Genomic DNA, 19,643 nt, shown 5'->3' with positions numbered 1-19,643 from the left:
GTGACAAGCGTCGTCTTCGTCCACGGCACGGGGGTCCGGGCCGAATCGTACGAGAAGAGCATCGCGCGGGTCGTGAAGGGCCTCGGGCGGGCGAGAGCCGATATCCGCGTCGTCCGCTGCTTCTGGGGCGAGCGGCACGGGGCGTCGCTGGGGCTCGGCGGGGCGTCGGTCCCGGTGCGGACCAAGAGCCGTGGCGTCGGCGGTGACGCGCTGCTGGACGAGGACGATCCGCTGGCCGTCTGGGCGCTGCTGGAGGTGGATCCGCTCGCCGAGCTGCGGGAGTTCGCGGAGGTGGCGACGGCGCGGCGCGGCACAGGCGCGTCGCGGGCCGGTTTCGCCCCCGGCCGTCAGGACCCCTGGCAGACCGTGGCCGAGAAGGCACGCGGGCTGAGCCTTGCGGCGGTGACCGGCGGCGGAGGCAGCCTGGACGACCTGGCAGCCGACCTCGTGCCGCACCTCGGCCCGGCCGGTGGCCGCGTCGCCCAGGAGATCTCCCGCGCCCTGGGCGGCACTCCGTACGCCGACGGCATCGAGCCCATCGCGGCCCGCGCCGTGTACGCCCTGGCCGTCCAGCGGGCCGAGGGGCCGCACGGCGACGATGAGCCGCTCGCCGTGGACGGCGCCGACCGGGACACCGTCGTCGGCGCGCTCACCGGTCAGCTGGGCGGCACCGGCCGGGACGGATTCGCCGTCCGCGCCGCGAAGGGCGTCGCCGTACGGGCGCTCAACTCCTACCTCTCGCCGCTGTCTTCGCTGGCCCACACCTTCCGTGGCGGGATCACCGAGAAGTCCGTCCCGGCCAGTGGCGACATCCTCCGCTACCAGGTGCGCGGCGCCGGGGTGCGTACCGCGATCCGTACGGCGGTGCGCGAGGCGATCGCGTCAGGGGGCGGCCCGGTGGTGCTGCTCGCCCACAGCCTCGGCGGGATCGCCTGCGTCGATCTGCTCGCCGAACCCGATCCGCCCGAGGGCGTGGAGCTGCTGGTGACGGTCGGCTCGCAGGCGCCGTTCCTCTACGAGCTGGACGCGCTCACCGCGCTGCGCCGAGGCGAACCGCTGCCCGGCACCTTTCCCCGCTGGATCAACGTCTACGACGAGCAGGATCTGCTGGGCTTCGTCGGGGAGAAGGTCTTCCCCGACCGGGTCACCGATCTGCGCGTCAACACCCGCCAGCCCTTCCCGCGCGCCCACACCGCGTACTTCGCCCACCAGCGGCTGTACGAACTGCTGGCCCCGGAGCTGCCGAAGTGACAGCGGTGGAACACGACTGGCGCCGCACCCATGCCGTGATCGTGGCGGTCGAGCGGTACAACGGCAGCGAGGAGCTGAACCTCGACGGCCCGGTGCACGATGCCATCGGGATGCGGAACTGGCTCACCGGGAGGGGCGTACCGCCGGGGAACATCCAGTTACTGGCCTCGCCCATGGAGCGCAACCGGGAGGCCCTGGCGGCGGCGCACCCCGACTACCGCCCGGCGGAGCGCCGGGACGTGCGCGAGGTCTTCCGGGACGGGCTGCGCGAGATCGACGGCGACTGGCTGTGGATCTACTGGGCCGGGCACGGGGTGCAGGCACCGGGCGGCGGGTGGAGCCTGCTGTACCCCGAGACGTCCGACACCGACCTGCAGGGGCTGGACGCCGACAGCCTGCTCGACCTGGTGCGCACCGACCATCTGCCCTGGGACGGAGTGGACCGGGTCACCGTGATCGTCGACGCCTGTCGGCGCGCCCTTCCCCTCCACACTCATGAGCTGGCCGACACCCCGCAGCCGCTCACCAAGGCGCCCCAGATCAGATCCGATCGGCGGGTCTTCTGGATGCGCGCCTGCCAGGCCGGTGCCGTCGCCATGGAGCAGGAGGGAGCCGGGCGCTTCACCTCTGCTCTGCTGCGGCAGCTCGAAGCGGCGGGCGGCGCCGGAGCGGCGCTGGATCTGGACCGGGTCGGGAAGGGCGTACGGGACGACTTCGCCCAGCGACCCGCGACCGGGAGCGGCCGACAGTACCCGACGATGCATGTCATCGACTGGGACCAGCAAGAGCGGACGGACCGGCTCGGCCCACCCGCCCCGCCCCTGGATCCGGAGAAGCGGCGGTTCCGGGAGATGGTGGTACTGGAGGCGGCGGGGCTGCTCGGGGCGGATCCCGCCGGGTCGGCGGCGAGGGTCGCCGCCCGGCTGTGCGAGCAGTTCACCACCGGCCCGCCCACCATGACTCCTCTCCCGGCCGGGGAACTGGTCGACTGGGCCCTGGACAACCCGCACGGCACCGTCACCCTCCTGGCCGAGCTGAGCGCACCCGTCCCGGTCCGCGCGGAGATCCGCAAGGCGTGCCACGTCCTCCAGAACCAGTGGCTGACCCGTGCCGAGTACGTGGAGCTGGTCGCGCTGCTGGGGCGGCTGGACGAGCGGGGCCGGTACGACGCCGCCGAGGAGGCCCGCGCGCTGTTCGGCCTCGTCGATCTGGCGTTCCACGATCCGGCCGCGCTCGCCGACGCGCTGGAGGAGCTGCTCCCCAAACCGGACCAGCTCCCTCAACTGCTCAGGGTCGTGGAGCGCTTCGCGGCCGTCGACGGCGGGGCGGTCGCCGCCGATCTGCGTGCCTGGTCGCTGCGGTGCGCCGAACGGCTGGGCATGAAGGGCCAGTTGAAGGAGCGGCGCGGCGAGGCCGAGGAGTACGCCGAAGGCGTCGAGGCGGCCGGTCCCGCCCAGGAGCAGCGCGTTCAGATCAGGCTCCACCCCTCCAACGGGCCCGGGCGCGCGTACGAGGTGTGGACGCGGCGCGGCGAGGACGTCAACTCCCTGGCCAAGGTGGACACCCCCGCTTCCCTGGAGGAGATACGGGACGGCCTGGAAGCCGTGCTGAGCGCCCAGCCCTACACCCCGGACACTCTGGTGGAATTCTTCGTTCCCTCCACCGACCTCGAACTGGCCGTGCACCGCTGGCAGTTCGCGCGCCCCGTCAAGCGGCATCTGGGCACCGACTACCCGGTCGTCATGCGCTGCACCGAATTCCGTGAACCCCAGCGCCACGATCTGTGGAAGGGCCGCTGGAAGCGGGTCGGCACCGCCGCCACCAGGGATCTGCGCTGGCTGCCGGGCGACATGGACTGCGGTGAGGTGTACGCCGTCGTCCAGCAGACCGTGGACGCTCCCGGCGCGATGACGGCCACCCCCTCGCGGGCCCGGGCGGACCTCTTCAACGTCTGTCTGTTCGGCGGGGTGCCCGTCCTCATCTGGCACGGCGAGGCGGAACCGGCCATAGCGGAGGACGAGATACGCAAGCTGCTCGGCGAGGAGAGACCGCTGCGCTCCCTTCCCCAGCGGCTGCGTGAACTCCGGTCCGACAGCGACCCCTACCGGAGCCACCACGGCAGGCACATGTCCCTCCTGTGGGACGATCCGCACCACCCGCTCCCCGACCAACTCGACCTGTCCGCACCCTGAGGAGAGACGAAGAATATGGCACAGGACTGGAGGCTCTTCCAGGGCGGCGACACCGAGCCCCACGACGTGGAGACCTGGCCCACCGCCCCGCCGTGGCGGCGCTTCGGCGACGGCGCGCGGCGCCGGGACGAGGGGCGGGGCCGGGACGAGGGGCGGGGGCTGCCGTATCTGATCACCGACGAGGACCGCGACGTCGTCAACATGGCGCTGCATCTGCACCGCCCACTGCTGGTCACCGGCCGCCCCGGCACCGGCAAGTCGACCCTGGCGCACGCCATCGCCCGCGAACTGAAGCTGGGCGAGGTGCTGCACTGGCCGGTCAACAGCCGCTCCACGCTCACCGAGGGCCTCTACTCGTACGACGCGGTGGGCCGACTGCGCGAAGTCTCCCTCAAACGGCGCGCCGACGAGAGCGCCGGAGCCGAGCCGGACATCGGCGACTATCTGCGGCTCGGCGCGCTCGGCACCGCGCTCCTGCCGACCGACACACCGCGTGTTCTGCTCGTGGACGAGCTGGACAAGGGCGATGTCGACCTGCCCAACGACCTCCTCACGGTCTTCGAGGAGGGCGAGTTCGAGATCCCGGAGCTGGCCCGTCTGGGGGAGGAGAAGACGGTCTATGTGCAGACCGCCGGTTCCCGGGCGAAGGTGGGGATCACCAGCGGCTGGGTCAGCTGCCGCGTCTTCCCCGTCGTCGTCATCACCAGCAACGGTGAGCGTGAGTTCCCTCCGGCGTTTCTGCGCCGCTGTGTACGGCTCGACCTCAAGCAGCCCGATGAGCGGCAGCTCCAGCAGATCGTCACCATGCATCTGGGCGAGGAGGTCGGCGCGCGGGCACGGGAGCTGATCGCCGACTTCGTGGCCCGGCGGAACGAACGAGAGCTGGCCACCGACCAACTCCTCAACGCGGTCCGCCTGCGTTCCTCCGGGGTGCGGGTCGATCAGGACGTCCTCGACAAGCTGTTCCGCTCGCTGAACGAAGTCGACGCGTAATGATCGAGCGGCTGTGCGCCCTGTTGGAGGACGCGGGGGTCGACCTCTCCCAGGAGGAGCTGTGCGACGTCCTGTGGTTCGCCGCGACCACGGCCCCGGCGCGGGGCGAAGGGGACGGCGAGGAGCGGACGCCGCCCCCGGGCACGACCGGCCCCGCCCCCGGCGCGGCCGACGGCGACGACGAGGGGGAGGGCGCCCGGCGCCCGCCCGCCGGGGCGCACACCGCGGATGAACCCGTGCCCGGCCCCCTCGCCCCCGCCGGGTTCTACGCCGCGGGCGCCGCCCGTTCCACCGCGGCCCGCCCGGCGCGCGGCGTCGGCGTCCGGGGCGTACGGGCGCTGCCCGCGGCGCGCGGGCTGTCCCGCGCGCTGCGACCGCTGCGGCGGAGCGTGCCGTCGCGCACGTCCTTCCGCGTCGACGAGGCCGCCACCGCCGAGTGGATCGCCGAAACCGGTCTGCCGGACGTGGTGCTGCGCCCCCGCCCGGAGCGCTGGCTGAGCGTCGCGCTCATCGTGGACGACGGCCCGTCGATGGTCCTGTGGCAGCAGCTCGCCGCCGAGGTGCGCGGACTGCTGGAGCGGCAGGGCGCCTTCCGCTCCGTACGGACCTACGGGCTGGACAGCGCTCAGGACGCCCGACCGGCGCCCGGGCACGAACCCCAACCGCTGCTCACGGCCCGCCCCTACGCCCCCGGCGCCCCGCGCCGCACCGCGCGCCAGCTGACCGACATCTCCGGCCGCACCGTGATGCTGGTCCTCTCGGACGGAGTGGGCCCGGGGTGGCGCAGCGGCGCGATTTCCGCGTCTGCTGCGCCGCTGGGCCCGCCACTCGCCGGTGGCGGTCCTCCAACCGCTGCCCGCGCGGATGTGGCCGGAGCGCGGAATGCCCACGCAGCGGCTGCTGGTCGACGGCGGTGGCCGGGAGGGCGCGCCGTGCCGTGCGCTGTCCGTGCGCCACCCGGTGCTTCCGCGCGGCCTGGTGTCGTACGACGGCAAGACCCCGGTACCCGTGCTGGAGCTGGCCGAGGGCGAGCTGGGCGCCTGGGCGGCGCTCACCGGCACCGGCACCGGCACCGGCGGCGGTGGCGCGGCGCTGCCGGTGATGCTGCTGGACGGGGCGGAGAAGCCGGTGGCCGCGCAGGCCACCGCCCATGTCCCCGAGCCGACGGCCGAGGAGCGGCTGCGCCGCTTCCGGGGCGCCGCCTCGCCCGAGGCCCAGCGGCTGGCCGGGGCGCTGGCCACCGTCCATCCGCTGACGCTGCCGGTGATGCGGCTGATCCACCAGGCGGGCGCGGGCCGTGGGGAGCGCTTCCACCCGGCGCAGCTGGCCGAGGTGTTCCTCGGCGGGCTGCTGCGGAGGCGGGAGGGCGGCGCGGAGGAGTACGCGTTCCACCCGGGGGTCGCGGATCTCCTGCTGGACGCGGTCCGGACCTCGGACGCGCTGGAAACGGCGGCGCAGGTCACCGAGTTCCTGCTGCGCCGCCAGGGCAGCGGCCCCGAGTTCCGCGCCCGGCTCTCCGGCGACCACGGCGACTCCCGCGTCGCCGACGAGGCCCGCCCCTTCGCGGCGGCCTCCCCGGAGCTGCTGCAGCGGCTGGGGCTGCGGGACGAGGAGCCGTACGAGAGCCCGGAGCCGCCGCAGCCCCCGTCCCCGCCCGAGCCGACGCTCCCGGTCCCCGATCTCACCGTTCGCTCCCATGTGTCGGAGCGCGTCCAGCCGCCGTTCCTCGCCCTGGTGCGCCGGATCGCGGCCGACGAGAGGATGACGGTGCCGGTGGGCGTATGGGTCGACCGATTGCTGGCGGAGGCGGAGGACCAGGACGAGAAGTGCGGCTGGCGCGGGGTCCGGCGACTGCCCGGGCTGGTCGAGGCGCTGGTCGAGGGCGGATGGCGGGACTACGCGGACGAGCTGCGCGGCACGATCCTGGAACAGCTTCCCGAGGTGTCGGGCGGGGAAGAGCTGGAGTCGCGCACCCTGCGTGGTTATCTGGCCCTCGCGCTGAACAAGCTGGGCGAGCACGAGGAGGCCGAGCGCCATCTGAGCGCGGTGGTCGAGATCTCGGGCCGGGTGCACGGCAGGGACCACGAGTACACGCTGAACGCCCGCGGCCACCTGGCCAACCTGCTCGAATACGCCGGGCGGAAGCAGGAGGCGGAGGAGGAGCGCCGCACGCTCATCGACGCGTATCTCGGCCAGCCGGATGACCCGCACGGGCTTGTCGCGGATCTCCGGGTGAGCCGTGGCCGCATGCTGATGGCGCTGGGGCGCCCGGAGGAGGCCGAGCGGGAGTTCCGCGTCGCACAGGAGGAGTTGGGGGAACTCAAGGGCTGGGCGCACCAGGACACGGTCAATGCCAGGGTGTGGCTGTCCGACGCGCTGGCGCAGCTCGGACGGTATGACGAGGCGGAGTTGGAGAGCCGGGCGGCCGTCGCGGACTGCGGGCCTTCGGAAGAGGGGGGTCTGCCCGCGTGGGCCACCGCCGTCTTCAGGCTGGCGCATCTCCTGGGAGAGCGGGGCCGGGAGGAGGAGGCCGAGGAGCTGTGGCGGGAGGCGGCCGACCGGTTGGGGGACGGACTCGGTACGGAGCACCAGCGGACCCTGAGCGCGGCGCACTGGCACATCACCGTGCTGCGCGATCTGGAACGCTACGAAGAGGCTCAGACCGAGGTCGCGGCGCTGATCGACGTGTCGGACCGGGCCCGTGGGGAGCGGCACGTCAATTCCTTCGAGGCACGCCGTCTGCGGGCGATGCTCCTGGCCGATCAGGGCAGATCCGAGGAGTCGGAAGCGGCGTTCCGGGGCCTTCTGGCGATGCAGACCGACGTGCTGGGCGGGGAGCATTTCAGCACCCTGACCACGCGGCACGGCCTGGGGGTCTGCCTGGCCGAGGCCAAGCGATATGAGGAGGCGCTGGCGGAGTTCACCGCGGTGCTGCGCGACCGGACCGACACTCTGGGAGCCGAAGCGGCGGTGACGCTCGTGACCCGGTACTGCCGCGCGAACGCGTTGAGCGACCTCGGCCGACTGGAGGAGGCCGAGGCCGAGTACCGCGCGATCATGGGGGCGGAGGCGCGGGTGCGGGGGCCGGACGACCCCGGCACGCTGCTGACCCATCGGATGCTGGCCGACCTGCTGCGGACCCAGGAGCGCTACGGAGAAGCCGAGGCGGAGTACCGGCATGTGGCCGAGGGGCGGGCGCGGGTCCTGGGGCCCGAGGCCGAGGACACGCTGTCGGCCCGGCACAGCCTCGGCAATGTGCTGGGCAAGCTGGGCCGCTACGCGGAGGCGGAAGCGGAGAACCGCGCGACGGCCGAGCTGCGGACGCGTGCCCTCGGGGCCGAGAGTTCTGCCACCTTGTGGACCCGCCACAACCTGGGCACCGCGCTCAAGGGGCTCGGTCGGCTCGACGAGGCCGAGGCCGAGTGGCGGGCGGTGCTGGAGGTGAGCGAGCGGGTGCTGGGCGACGACCACAGATGCACCCGGATGACCCGCGCGGCGCTCGCCCGGCTCCGGGCGGCCGATGACGATCAGGCGCCCTGATCCGCCGCCACCGCCACCGCCAGGTCCAGGGCCAGGGCCGCCGTCCAGCTGAAGTCCCGGGTGCCGCGCGCCTCCTCCGTGTACGGGTCGACGTACTCGGCGAACCCGGTCGCGGCGGCCGCCTCCAGGGCGGCGTCCCGCAGCGCGTCCGCCTCGTCCGCCGCGCCGTGGAGCCGCAGGCCGCGCTCCAGCAGCCAGTTGACGTTGAACCAGGCGGGGCCGCGCCAGTAGCGGGACGGGTCGAAGGCGTGGCCGCGCAGGTCGTAGCTGGGCACCAGGCGTACTGAGGTGCCCAGCCCGAAGTGCTCGCCCGCCGCCGTACGGAGCAGCGCGCCGACCGTGGCCCGGGGCAGCTCCGGGACGAGCAGCGGCAGCAGGCCCGCCGCGCTCCGCTCGGAGATCAGGCCCCCGCCCACCACATCGCGGCACAGGAACAGCCCGGCGGCCGGGTCCCAGAGCCGGTCCAGCAGGGCGGCCGTCAGCCGGGCGGCCCGGGCGCGGTGCGGCCGCGGGTCCGCGCCGAGGTGCCGGGCGATCTCGGCCAGGGCGTGTTCGGAGGCGATGAGCAGGGCGTTGACGCCCGGGTCCTCGACGGCGAAGGCGTGGGCGCCGGGGCGGTCCTCGTAGCCCCCGTCCCGGTAGTCCGCCGCGAGCCGTACGTAGCGCCCGTAGTCCAGGTCCGTCGGACGGTCGGCGGCCGCGCCGTGGTCGAGGTCGGCACGGCGGAACGCGTCCGGCGGGACGGGCTCGACGCGGGCCAGCGGGGCGTCCCAGCAGGGGCTGTTGTCCATGCCGGGCTCCCAGGGATGGACCACCGACACCAGCCCGCCGCCGCCCAGATCGCGCCGGTCCGTCAGATAGCGGTGCCAGGCGGCGAGCCGGGGATACGTACGGGCCAGGAAGCCGGACCGCGCCGAGGCGCGCGGGTCGGCGCGGTGGACGAGCAGACAGGCGAGCGCGTGCACCGGGGGCTGGATGATCCCGGAGGTCGCGACGCCGGTGCCCTGTGCGTACGGGCGCCAGAAGTCCGGGCCCGGGAAGTAGGCGCCCGGCGGCACCGCCGGGTTGTACACGATGTGGGGGACGCGTCCATCGCCCCACTGGGCCCTGAGCAGGGTTTCCAGTTCCCGCTGGGCGCGGCGTACCGAAAGATGACGCGATCCGATCGCGATGAACGCCGAATCCCAGCTCCACTGGTGCGGATAGAGCGCGCGGGAGGGGACTGTGGAGGAGCCGGTCCAGTTCTCGTCGAGGACGCGCCGCGCGCCGGGCACCAGCTGCGTGAGCGCGGGCCGGGCGCTGGTCACGGGCCCTCCTCGTCATCGCCCATGCGGGCACGATACCGGGCCCGCGACGCCGCTCACCTGCGAATCGCTCATCTGAGCGATGCCCCTCTCGTCGCGTCCACGGAGTGAGACGAGGCACCCTGGAGGGGGGTGATTCTCGCCACTCTGATCACCCCCTCGCTCAGATGAGCGGGTGAATGGAGGTGGTCCGGCGGTCGTCCGCTGTGCTCACCTCCTCAATGCATGGCACTCAGTGCCACGCTCTCGATGTTCGAGCCCTCGAACCAGTGATAACGGAAAGTAGCGAATGGCCGCCGCCTCATATGCGTGGCGTGTGCATGCGTTCGACTCTTGAAGGAGTGACCCGCGCCACTCCCTCTCCCGGCGCACTTTCGAACACGTGGCAGGCGGGTGGTTACAGCCCGATGACGGTGGAGTGGACATACTCAGGAGCCTTCGATCTGGGTACGCTCCCCGCCGTCAGGGCAGCCGAGCCGAGGAGATCGAGTCCCGTGCCGGAAACACAAGATCAGCAGAAGTTCGTTTACGACTTCACCGAGGGCAACAAGGATCTCAAGGACCTCCTCGGCGGGAAGGGAGCGAACCTCGCCGAGATGACCAATCTCGGTCTCCCCGTGCCACCGGGATTCACCATCACCACCGAGGCCTGCAAGGTCTACCTCGACAGCGGTACCGAGCCCGCGGCCCTCCGCGACGAGGTGAGTGCGCACCTCGAAGCCCTTGAGGGGAAGATGGGCAAGAAGCTCGGCCAGGCCGACGACCCGCTCCTGGTATCCGTACGCTCCGGCGCGAAGTTCTCGATGCCCGGGATGATGGACACCGTCCTCAACATCGGCCTCTCCGACGAGTCCGTCGCCGGGCTCGCCGCGCAGGCGGGCGACGACCGGTTCGCCTGGGACTCCTACCGCCGCCTCATCCAGATGTTCGGCAAGACCGTGCTGGGCGTGAACGGCGACCTCTTCGAGGAGGCCATCGACGCGGCCAAGCAGGCCAAGGGCGTCACCGTCGACATCGACCTCGACGCCGCCGACCTCAAGAAGCTGGTCACCGAGTTCAAGGCGATCGTCTCCCAGGAGACCGGCCGCAGCTTCCCGCAGGAGCCGCGCGAGCAGATGGACCTCGCCGTACGGGCCGTCTTCGACTCCTGGAACGGCGACCGCGCCAAGCTCTACCGCCGCCAGGAGCGCATCCCGCACGACCTGGGCACCGCGGTCAACATCTGCTCCATGGTCTTCGGCAACCTCGGCCCCGACTCGGGCACCGGCGTCGCCTTCACTCGCGACCCGGCCAGCGGCCACCAGGGCGTCTACGGCGACTACCTGCAGAACGCGCAGGGCGAGGACGTCGTCGCGGGCATCCGCAACACCGTTCCGCTCGCCGACCTGGAGCAGATCGACAAGCGCTCGTACGACGAGCTGATGCAGATCATGGAAACGCTCGAAACGCACTACAAGGACCTGTGCGACATCGAGTTCACCATCGAGAGCGGCAAGCTGTGGATGCTGCAGACCCGGGTCGGCAAGCGCACCGCCGGTGCCGCCTTCCGGATCGCCACCCAGCTGGTCGACCAGGGCCTGATCGACGAGGCCGAGGCGCTGCGCCGGGTCAACGGCGCGCAGCTCGCGCAGCTGATGTTCCCGCGCTTCGACGAGGAGGCCGCGGCGGGCGACGCCGTACGGAAGATCGGGCGCGGCATCGCCGCCTCCCCGGGCGCCGCCGTCGGCAAGGCCGTCTTCGACTCGTACACGGCCGTCAAGTGGTCCCGCTCCGGTGAGAAGGTCATCCTCATCCGCCGCGAGACCAACCCCGACGACCTGGACGGCATGATCGCCGCCGAGGGCATCCTCACCTCGCGCGGCGGCAAGACCTCGCACGCCGCCGTCGTCGCCCGCGGCATGGGCAAGACCTGTGTGTGCGGCGCCGAGGACCTGGAGGTCGACACCAAGCGCCGCCGCATGATCGTGCCGAGCCCGGACGGCAAGGACGACCTGGTCATCGAGGAGGGCGACGTCGTCTCGATCGACGGCTCCTCCGGCAAGGTCTACCTCGGCGAGGTCCCGGTCGTCCCGTCCCCGGTGGTCGAGTACTTCGAGGGCCGGATGCACGCGGGCGCCGACGACGCCGACGAGCTGGTCGCCGCCGTGCACCGGATCATGGCGTACGCGGACCGGGTCCGCCGCCTGCGGGTCCGCGCGAACGCGGACAACGCCGAGGACGCCGCCCGCGCCCGCCGCTTCGGCGCGCAGGGCATCGGGCTGTGCCGCACCGAGCACATGTTCCTCGGCGAGCGCCGCGAGATGGTCGAGCGGCTGATCCTCGCCCACGGCGAGGAGGAGCGCGACGCCGCCCTCGGCGAGCTGCTGCCGCTCCAGAAAAAGGACTTCGTGGAGCTGTTCGAGGCGATGGACGGGCTGCCCGTCACCGTCCGGCTGCTCGACCCGCCGCTGCACGAGTTCCTGCCCGACATCACCGAGCTGTCGGTTCGCGTCGCGCTCGCCGAGTCCCGCAAGGACCACAACGAGAACGACCTCCGGCTCCTCCAGGCCGTCCACCGGCTGCACGAGCAGAACCCGATGCTGGGCCTGCGCGGCGTACGCCTCGGCCTCGTCATCCCCGGCCTGTTCGCCATGCAGGTCCGGGCCATCGCCGAGGCCGCCGCCGCCCGCCGCAACGCCAAGGGCGACCCGCGCGCCGAGATCATGATCCCGCTCGTCGGCACCGTCCAGGAGCTGGAGATCGTCCGCGAGGAGGCCGAGCAGATCATCGACGAGGTCGAGCGCGCCCACGGCGTGGACCTCAAGCTCTCCCTCGGCACCATGATCGAGCTGCCCCGGGCCGCACTGACCGCCGCTCAGATCGCCGAGTCCGCCGACTTCTTCTCCTTCGGCACCAACGACCTCACCCAGACCGTGTGGGGCTTCTCCCGCGACGACGTCGAGGCCAGCTTCTTCACCGCCTACCTGGAGAAGGGCATCTTCGGCGTCAGCCCCTTCGAGACCATCGACAAGGACGGCGTCGGCGCCCTGGTCCGCGACGCCGCCCGGGCCGGCCGGGCCACCCGCCCCGACCTCAAGCTCGGCGTCTGCGGCGAGCACGGCGGCGACCCGGAGTCCGTCCACTTCTTCCACGAGGTGGGCCTGGACTACGTCTCCTGCTCCCCGTTCCGCATCCCCGTAGCCCGCCTGGAGTCGGGCCGCGCGGCGGCCAACGGCCGCTGACGGCGGGCGCGGGCCGATAAGGCCACCGGGGCCCAGCCGGGACCACCCACCCTCACCCGGCACCCGGCCCCGGATCTCAAAGGGGGCGGCACCTTGTGCGGAGGTGCCGCCCCCTTCACTTGCGCCGGGGAGGCTCACCGGCTGCGGGAGACTCCCAGTTCGATGAGGTAGCGCTTGGTCACCTGGCCGCCGTAGCGGCCGTCGATCAGGTTCGCGACGCAGTCCAACAGGCCGTTTCTGGCGGGGTCCGGGAGGGCTCGGTGGCCGGAGTAGGTGCGCAGGAGGTCCAGGTAGGCCGATGTGGTGTACGTGAGGTCCTGCTCGTAGCGGCGGAAGGCCGTGGGGGCGAAGCGGCCGCTTCGGGCCACTTCCGCCGCGTGGTCCGAGCCGTCGATGTCGGCGGCTTCGGGAGGGCGCAGGCCGGGTGGGGTTTCCGGGTCGAAGCGTTCGTAGCAGCGCTGGACCTCGACGAAGAACTCCTCGGTGCCGCCCCGCACATGCTGGCTGCGGACCACGGCGAGCGCGCCGCCCGGGCGCAGGGCGTCGGCGGCCTTGGTGATGCGTACCGCCGGGTCGATCCAGTGGAACGCCGTCGCCGAGACGACCACGTCGAATGGCTCTTCCGGCAGCGGCCAGCTCTCGAACTCGGCCGTCACCACCTCCACCGCCGAGGCCCCGGCCAGGTTGCGGCGGGCGACGGCGGCCATGTGCGGACCCGCCTCGACGGCCGTGATCCGGCAGCCCCGCCCGGCCAGCGGGACCGTCGCCTGCCCGGTCCCGCAGCCCACCTCCAGGACGCGGCTGCCGGGGCCGGTGCTCGCGAGTTCCATGAGGTCGTCGTACAGCTCCGGCGGGTAGCCGGGGCGGGCCCGGTCGTACAGCTCCGCGTCCTCGTCGAACGTCCGGCTCAGGCGCGCGCGCCGGGACTCCTCGGGGCGGTCGTCGCGCCGGGCGGGCGTGGGGTTGTCGGGCATGGGGAGGAGGGTAGCCGCAGCATGCATGAAGGAACGGCTGAAGGGACGGCACCTTTGTGCGGAGGTGCCGCCCCCTCTCACTCCCCCCACGGGAGCCGTTGCCGCCCGGCATCGGATCGGGCGGCAACAAGTGCCCTGTCGCCGTCGCACACTCGTCACCCCCCACGGGAACGAGCAATACGGCCCAGAGCACCGCCTGTTGAATTACGGACTGACGTCGGGAGCGTTTCCCCGGCGCGTCCGGTTTTCCCGGAGAACAGCTTTCCTCTTGGACGGGGCGTAGCGCTCCCCCTTTCACATCTGGCCAAAAGGGCATGGTCACTGACCGTGCCACCGTGCATACTCAACGGTGGTCGGGGGGCCGGTCACCATGTCACTTGTGAGGGTCTGGTGCTACGTGTTCATTTCAGTGAACTCGATCTGGCCCGGCTGCGGATGGCAGTCCGCCCGGACGCGCTCTGGGAGACCGTTTTAAGTTTCCACCGGTTGCGGGAGAACCGGGCGGAGACCGTATACGGGGAATGGCGCTCGGAGGCGCGTAACCGACTCAACGGCGAAGGGCGGCTGCTGGCGCCGCTCATTCCCTCGCGGGGCTATTTCCCCGACTTCCTGACGCCCGCCGAAGGCGTAATCGGGTGCGACGCCGCCATGGACGCGCTGCACGCGACCCCCGCCGAGCGGCTGTACTCCGAAATCGACCGGCTGCCCTCGGCCCGGACCCTCCCGGGATGGATACGCGGCCTGGCCCAGGGCGAACGGCGGCCGCTGGACCGGCTGGTGGGCGTGCTGCGCTCCTATCACGAGGCCGCCGTCGCGCCGTACTGGCCGCATATCCAGGCCCGTATCGAGGCGGACCGGGCGGCCCGTGGCCGGGCGCTGCTCGACGGGGGCGCCGACGGGCTGCTGGCCTCGCTGCCGCCGACCATGCGCTGGCGGGCGCCCGTGCTGGAGGTGGACTATCCCGTCGACCGGGACCTGGAGCTGCGCGGGCGGGGGCTGTTGCTGCTGCCCTCGTTCTTCTGCCGCAGGACCCCGGTGACGTATCTCAACCCGGAGCTGACTCCGGTGCTGGTCTATCCCGTCGAGCACGCCCGCGGCGGGGCCCCGGCCCAGCCGCGGGCCGGTATCGTGCCCACGGTCGCCGCCCCCGCCGTGCCCGGCCGGGCCGGGTCGCTCGGCAAGCTCGTCGGGCACACCCGCTCGGCCGTGCTGCTGGAGGTCGGCGGCGGCTGTACGACGAGCGAACTCGCCCGCCGGGTCGGCGTATCGCTCGCCTCGGCCAGCCAGCACGCCAGCGTGCTGCGCGAGGCGGGGCTCGTCCACACGCTGCGCCAGGGCGGCGCCGTCCTGCACACCCTCACCCCGCTGGGCGCCGCCCTGCTGCGCGGCGGTGTCCCGGTGGCGCCGTCGCGAGGCGTGGGGCGTCAGTCGGGGCGTCAGTCGTCGATGCCGGAACGCTCGACGCCCGCGACGATGTAGCGCTGGAGGAAGAGAAAGACGACCAGCAGCGGCACGATCGACACCGCGGCCGCCACGAACAGCTCGTGGAGGTTGACGCTCTGGGCCGTGGTGAACGTCGACAGCGCGACCTGGACCGTCCACGCCTCCCGGTCCTGGCCGATGACCAGCGGCCACAGGAAGGCGTTCCAGGCGCCGATGAAGACGATCGTGCCGACCGCCGCGAAGACCGGCCGCGCGTTCGGCACCACGACCAGCCAGTACGTACGCCAGTAGCCGAGCCCGTCCACCCGCGCCGCGTCCTCCAGCTCCTTCGGGAAGCCCAGGAAGTACTGGCGGAAGATGAACGCCGCGACCGCGCTGAACAGCGTCGGGATGACCAGGCCGCGCAGCGTGGAGATCCAGCCCAGCGAGCTGACCAGCACGAAGCTCGGTACGAAGGTGACCGCGGCCGGGACCATGAGGGTGCCGAGGATGTAGTAGAAGACGGCGTCGGCGTGGCGGTACGGGATACGGGCCAGCCCGTACCCGGCGAGGGAGGCGAGCAGCACGGTGCCGAGGGTGGTGAGGACGGCGATCAGGGAGGAGTTGAGCAGCGCGTGGGCCATCGGCACGTTGGGGTCGTCGAACAGCTCGCTGACGTTCGACCAGTGCAGCTCGCCGGGGAAGAGCGTCCAGTCGGGCGAGGTGATGTCCGCCTCGCTGGACAGGCCGTTGCGTACGAGGAGGTAGAACGGGATCAGGAACAGCAGCGCCAGGGCGATCAGGAGAACCAGCCGGACCGCGCGTCCCGCGCTGACCAGGGCGTCCCGTACGTCACGCGGGTGTTGTTGGCGGGGGCGCATCAGCATCAGTCCTCCTTCCGGCCCAGGCCGAACCAGCGCGCCTGGATCACCGTCACCACCGCGATGATCAGCGCCAGGATCACCGCGCCCGCGCTGCCGAGGCCCAGGTTCTGCCCCTGCCCGAGCGCCGTGTAGTAGAGGTAGACCAGCGGCGGGCGGGCGTACGGCGGATAGCCGCGCGAGTCGGCCAGCAGGTTGTAGAACTCGTCGAACGCCTGGAACGCGTTGATCACCAGCAGCAGCACCACCGCGACCGATGTCGCCCGCAGCTGCGGAAACGTGATGTGCCGGAACACCTGCCACCCCGGCCGCGCCCCGTCCACGGCGGCCGCCTCGTACAGGCGTGGCGAGACGCGCTGCAGCCCGGCCAGGAACAGCACCATGTAGAAGCCCGCCTGGAGCCACAGCCGCACGGTGACGATCACCAGCCAGTACCAGGGCGGCTCTGTGGTCGACAGCCAGGCGATCTGATCGGCGCCGAACCAGCCGAGGACGGTGTTGGCCAGCCCGAACCGCACCCCGTTGAAGATCGACATCTTCCAGATCAGCGCCGCCACGACATAACTGCACGCCACGGGAAGGAAGAACACCGACCGGAAGAACGCCTGCGCGCGGGGCAGCCGGTTCACCATCAGCGCGAGGGAGAGCGAGAGGACGTACGTCGCCGGGACGATGAAGGCCGTGAAGACGAGGAACGTCACCAGGCTGCCGGTGAACGCGTCGTCGCGCAGCATCGCCGTGTAGTTGTCGAACCCGACGAAGCGGGTCGGCGAGACCGTGTTGTGCGCGTCGAAGAAGCTGAGGTAGGCGCTCCAGGCGAGCGGGACGTAGGTGAAGAGGGTCAGACCGAGGGCGAAGGGACCGACGAAGATCCAGAACCAGAGCGTGCGGTTACGGCGACCCGTCAGCTTGCCCGGCATCACCGCTTCTTCTGTACGCGGCGCAGTTCTGCGGTGGTCTTACGGACCACCGTCCGCAGCTCGCTCTCCGGGTTCGCGCCGCCCTTGATGACGCGGCTCAGCGCGTCCTGGTACGCCACCTTGCTGGCCGGTGTCCACAGCAGCGGCTCGGCGTGGCCGTGCTCGGTGGAGAACCGCACCGCTTCGCCCGCCGCGCCCTGCCGCAGCTTGGCGGCGTTCTGCGCGAGCGAGATGCGGGCCGGGATGTGGAAGCCGTAGGTGAGCGCGAAGTCCTCCTGATACTCCGTCTTCTCCACCCACAGCCACCTCACGAACGCCTTGGCCAGGGCCTTGTGCTGGCTACGGGCGCTCACCGCCGCCCCGTACGCCCCCACCGGCACCGCGGGCCTCCCATGTGCGCCCTCCCTGGGGAACGGCAGCACCCCGAAGTCGTCCCCCAGCGCCTTCTTGACCTGCGGCAGCGCCCAGAGCCCCGACCATTGCATGGCCGTCAGCCCCTGGGTGAACGCGGCCGGGTCCGACCAGTCCGAAGGCGCCCCCAGCAGCAGCGACTTCTCCGCGTACAGCTGGCGCAGCTTGGAGAGCGCGCGGGCGGCGGCCGGGTCGTCGAAGCCGACCTTTCCGTCCTCGGTGATCAGCTCAAGCCCGGCGGCGTGCAGCGGCGTTCCGCCGAGGACGCCGGGGCCGCCGTCGTTGCCCAGGAACAGCCCCTTGACGTCCCTAGTGGTCAGCTTCTTCGCCGCGTCGACCAGCGCGTCCAGAGTGCGGGGCGGCTCCACCCCGGCGTCCTCCAGCATGCTGGTGCGGTAGTAGAGGAGCTGCATGTCCACTACTTGCGGGATGGCCCAGATCTTGCCCTCGTAGGTCTTGGGCGCGAGGACGGCCGGGTTGATGTCGTCCTTCGCCTCCTTGAGGAGGTCGGTGAGGTCGACCACCTGCCCGCCCTGGATCTGGTCCAGGGTCGGCCCGTTGACCTCGAAGACATCCGGCCCGGAGGTGGTGAGCAGGGCGGCGGCCGTCTGCTGGTCGTAGTTGCCCGGCCGCCACTGGACCTCGACGTGTGCGTCGTCGAAGGCGTCCGCGTAGCGCTTCACGGCTTGTTCGGTGCCGGGTTCGCCGTACTGGTGGTACCACTGCGACAGGGTCGGTTTGCCCTTGTCGTCCCCGCCCCGCCCGGTGTTGGACCCGCACCCGGCGGCCGCCGCCCCGGCGAGGACGAGGCCGCCGCCGGTGCCGAGCAGTCTCCTACGGCTGATGGACATATGGCCGAGCCCCCTCGATGCCGGTGTGTCTGTATCGCCGTCAGACTCAACGATCAACGATGGGGTGGGATTACGACAGGTAGGTTGCGGCCGTATATCAACTCTCGTTGTCCAGGTCTTCGAAGACCCGCTGGGCGGTGGTGAACGCCGAGTTGGCCGCCGGGACGCCGCAGTAGATCGCGCTCTGCAGGAGTACTTCGCCGATTTCGTCGCGGGTGAGGCCGTTGGTGAGGGCGGAGCGGATGTGCATGGCGAGTTCGGTGTCGTGGCCGTGGGCGATGAGCGCGGTGAGGGTGATGGCGCTGCGCATCCGGCGGTCCAGGCCGTCGCCGGTCCAGATCTCGCCCCAGGCGTAGCGGGTGATGAAGTCCTGGAAGCGGGCGGTGAACGGGGTCGTACGGGCCACCGCGCGGTCCACGTGGGCGTCGCCGAGGACGGCGCGGCGGACGGCCATTCCGGCGGCGTGGCGGGAGGCGTCGTCCGCTTTCTCTCGCGCGAAGTGGGTGACCAGCGCGGAGGTGACCTCCTCCGGGCGCTCCACCCCTGCCAGGTGAGCCGCGTGGGCGACCTCCACCAGGCTCGCGCCCTCGATCGCGTCGGCGATTTCGCGAGCGTGCGGGGGAGGGGTGGCCGGGTCGTCGCGGCCCGCGATGATCAGGGTGGGGGCGGTGATAGTGGGGAGTGCGGTGCGTACGTCGTAGTCGGCGAGGGCGTCGCAGCAGGCGGCGTACCCGGCGGGGTCGGTGTCGCGCAGGTCCTGGAGCAGGGCGCGGCCGCGGGGCGTTTCGGCGAACGCGTGGGAGAACCAGAGGCCGGGGCGGCTGGCGACCATCGCCTCTGTGCCCTGCTCGCGTACGAGCTTTGCGCGGTCTCGCCAGACGGGGGGCTCGGCGAAGTGTGCCGAGGAGCAGATGACGGCTAGGGAGGTGATGCGGTCGGGGTGGTGGGTGGCGAGGTGCAGGCCTACGGCGCCGCCGATGGAGATGCCTGCGTAGGCGAAGCGGGGCCAGTTGTTCGCGTCGGCGAGGTTGAGTACGAGGGTGGCTAGGTCGGCGATGGTGGCACTGCCGCGGGTGAGCGCTTCGGTGGGGGAACCGCCGTGGCCTGGCAGGTCCCAGCGCAGGACGCGGTGGGTGCGGGCGAGGGCGGGGAGTTGGGGTTCCCAGACGGCTAGGGATGTGCCGATGGAGGGGCCGAGGATGAGGGGTGGGGCGGTGGTGGGGCCGTCCAGGGTGGTGTGGAGTTCCGGGGCGTGGGTCACGGTTTGCTCTCCGGGGTGGGGGTCTGTGGGTTGGCTGCGGCCGGTGCGTGTTCCCCACCCCGCCCCGTCCCGAACGAAGGGCACGGCCCCTGGACCCCGGGGTTTCGTTGCCGGGTGCGGGCCGGTGGGTGGGTTGTGCCCACCCGTTCCTCCCCCAGCTACCGCTGGGAGGTGCCCCCTCGCGGAACGATTGCCCACAACGGCTGCGGAGCGGCGGGGATGGGCGGTCCCGCCGGGGCAGCCTGCCGGACCGCCGACGCAGGGCTGGCGGATGCGCCCCCTCCGGCGGCTGGGGAGGAGGGTTCCCACTCGCAGTCCCTCCGGTGGTTGGGGTGGGGCGGAGATGTCCCACCCTCCAGCCCCTCCGGCGTTTGAGGAGCGGGGTCCGGGGCGGAGCCCCGTGGGGTCCGGGGCTTGCCCCG

General features: G+C 72.0%; 12 protein-coding genes and 1 pseudogene. 7 read left to right on the top strand and 6 right to left on the bottom strand.

Going from position 1 to position 19,643, the window contains the following annotated elements; all coding sequences use genetic code 11:
• From ACFV9T_RS01305 to ACFV9T_RS01285, 5 genes and pseudogenes are all read left to right on the top strand, one after another.
• A complete protein-coding gene (locus tag ACFV9T_RS01305; protein WP_385436015.1) occupies positions 1 to 1,251 on the top strand; it encodes a hypothetical protein in 1,251 nt (416 codons plus the stop codon).
• Positions 1,248 to 3,443: a caspase family protein gene (locus ACFV9T_RS01300; protein WP_385436014.1), complete on the top strand. Its 2,196-nt coding sequence runs from the start codon at positions 1,248 to 1,250 to the stop codon at positions 3,441 to 3,443. Before ACFV9T_RS01305 ends, ACFV9T_RS01300 begins: the two co-directional genes overlap by 4 nt.
• A gap of 15 nt (positions 3,444 to 3,458) precedes the next feature.
• Positions 3,459 to 4,436: an AAA family ATPase gene (locus ACFV9T_RS01295; RefSeq protein WP_385436013.1), complete on the top strand. Its 978-nt coding sequence runs from the start codon at positions 3,459 to 3,461 to the stop codon at positions 4,434 to 4,436.
• A pseudogene (locus ACFV9T_RS01290) lies at positions 4,436 to 5,176 on the top strand (hypothetical protein); the annotation flags it as partial. The gene ACFV9T_RS01295 and the pseudogene ACFV9T_RS01290, both read left to right, overlap by 1 nt.
• A 142-nt stretch (positions 5,177 to 5,318) precedes the next feature.
• Positions 5,319 to 7,976, top strand: a complete 2,658-nt coding sequence (locus ACFV9T_RS01285; RefSeq protein ID WP_385436012.1) for a tetratricopeptide repeat protein — start codon at positions 5,319 to 5,321, stop codon at positions 7,974 to 7,976.
• On the opposite strand, the gene ACFV9T_RS01280 is transcribed toward ACFV9T_RS01285, so the two are convergent.
• Complete coding sequence (locus ACFV9T_RS01280; protein ID WP_385436011.1) at positions 7,964 to 9,283, bottom strand: hypothetical protein; 1,320 nt, start codon at positions 9,281 to 9,283, stop codon at positions 7,964 to 7,966. The two genes, ACFV9T_RS01285 and ACFV9T_RS01280, sit on opposite strands and share 13 nt — an antisense overlap.
• A gap of 491 nt (positions 9,284 to 9,774) precedes the next feature.
• On the opposite strand from ACFV9T_RS01280, the gene ppdK reads away from it, so the two are divergent.
• Positions 9,775 to 12,501: a pyruvate, phosphate dikinase gene (ppdK, locus tag ACFV9T_RS01275; RefSeq protein WP_385436010.1), complete on the top strand. Its 2,727-nt coding sequence runs from the start codon at positions 9,775 to 9,777 to the stop codon at positions 12,499 to 12,501.
• Between the two features lie 134 nt (positions 12,502 to 12,635).
• On the opposite strand, the gene ACFV9T_RS01270 is transcribed toward ppdK, so the two are convergent.
• Complete coding sequence (locus ACFV9T_RS01270) at positions 12,636 to 13,475, bottom strand: class I SAM-dependent methyltransferase (RefSeq protein ID WP_385436009.1); 840 nt, start codon at positions 13,473 to 13,475, stop codon at positions 12,636 to 12,638.
• A gap of 390 nt (positions 13,476 to 13,865) precedes the next feature.
• Here ACFV9T_RS01270 and ACFV9T_RS01265 point away from each other — a divergent pair, with 390 nt between their 5' ends.
• Positions 13,866 to 14,954, top strand: coding sequence for an ArsR/SmtB family transcription factor (locus ACFV9T_RS01265; RefSeq protein ID WP_385436008.1), 1,089 nt, complete (start codon positions 13,866 to 13,868; stop codon positions 14,952 to 14,954).
• On the opposite strand, the gene ACFV9T_RS01260 is transcribed toward ACFV9T_RS01265, so the two are convergent.
• From ACFV9T_RS01260 to pcaC, 4 genes are all read right to left on the bottom strand, one after another.
• On the bottom strand, positions 14,912 to 15,778 hold the full coding sequence (locus ACFV9T_RS01260) for a carbohydrate ABC transporter permease (RefSeq protein WP_385436125.1): 867 nt from the start codon (positions 15,776 to 15,778) through the stop codon (positions 14,912 to 14,914). The two genes, ACFV9T_RS01265 and ACFV9T_RS01260, sit on opposite strands and share 43 nt — an antisense overlap.
• Positions 15,779 to 15,783: 5 nt before the next feature.
• Positions 15,784 to 16,698, bottom strand: a complete 915-nt coding sequence (locus ACFV9T_RS01255; RefSeq protein ID WP_385436007.1) for a carbohydrate ABC transporter permease — start codon at positions 16,696 to 16,698, stop codon at positions 15,784 to 15,786.
• Positions 16,698 to 17,960 carry an ABC transporter substrate-binding protein gene (locus ACFV9T_RS01250; RefSeq protein ID WP_385436006.1) on the bottom strand — a complete coding sequence of 421 codons (1,263 nt, stop codon included), beginning with the start codon at positions 17,958 to 17,960 and terminating at the stop codon, positions 16,698 to 16,700. Before ACFV9T_RS01250 ends, ACFV9T_RS01255 begins: the two co-directional genes overlap by 1 nt.
• 97 nt (positions 17,961 to 18,057) lie before the next feature.
• A complete protein-coding gene (gene pcaC / locus ACFV9T_RS01245; protein ID WP_385436005.1) occupies positions 18,058 to 19,221 on the bottom strand; it encodes a 4-carboxymuconolactone decarboxylase in 1,164 nt (387 codons plus the stop codon).
• Positions 19,222 to 19,643 lie beyond the last annotated feature (422 nt).

Origin of the sequence: Streptomyces sp. NPDC059850 (assembly GCF_042731515.1) — a bacterium.
Lineage (GTDB): Bacteria > Actinomycetota > Actinomycetes > Streptomycetales > Streptomycetaceae > Streptomyces.
The sequence above is the reverse complement of the archived record's forward strand: the minus strand, read 5'-3'. Positions and strand labels throughout refer to the sequence as shown.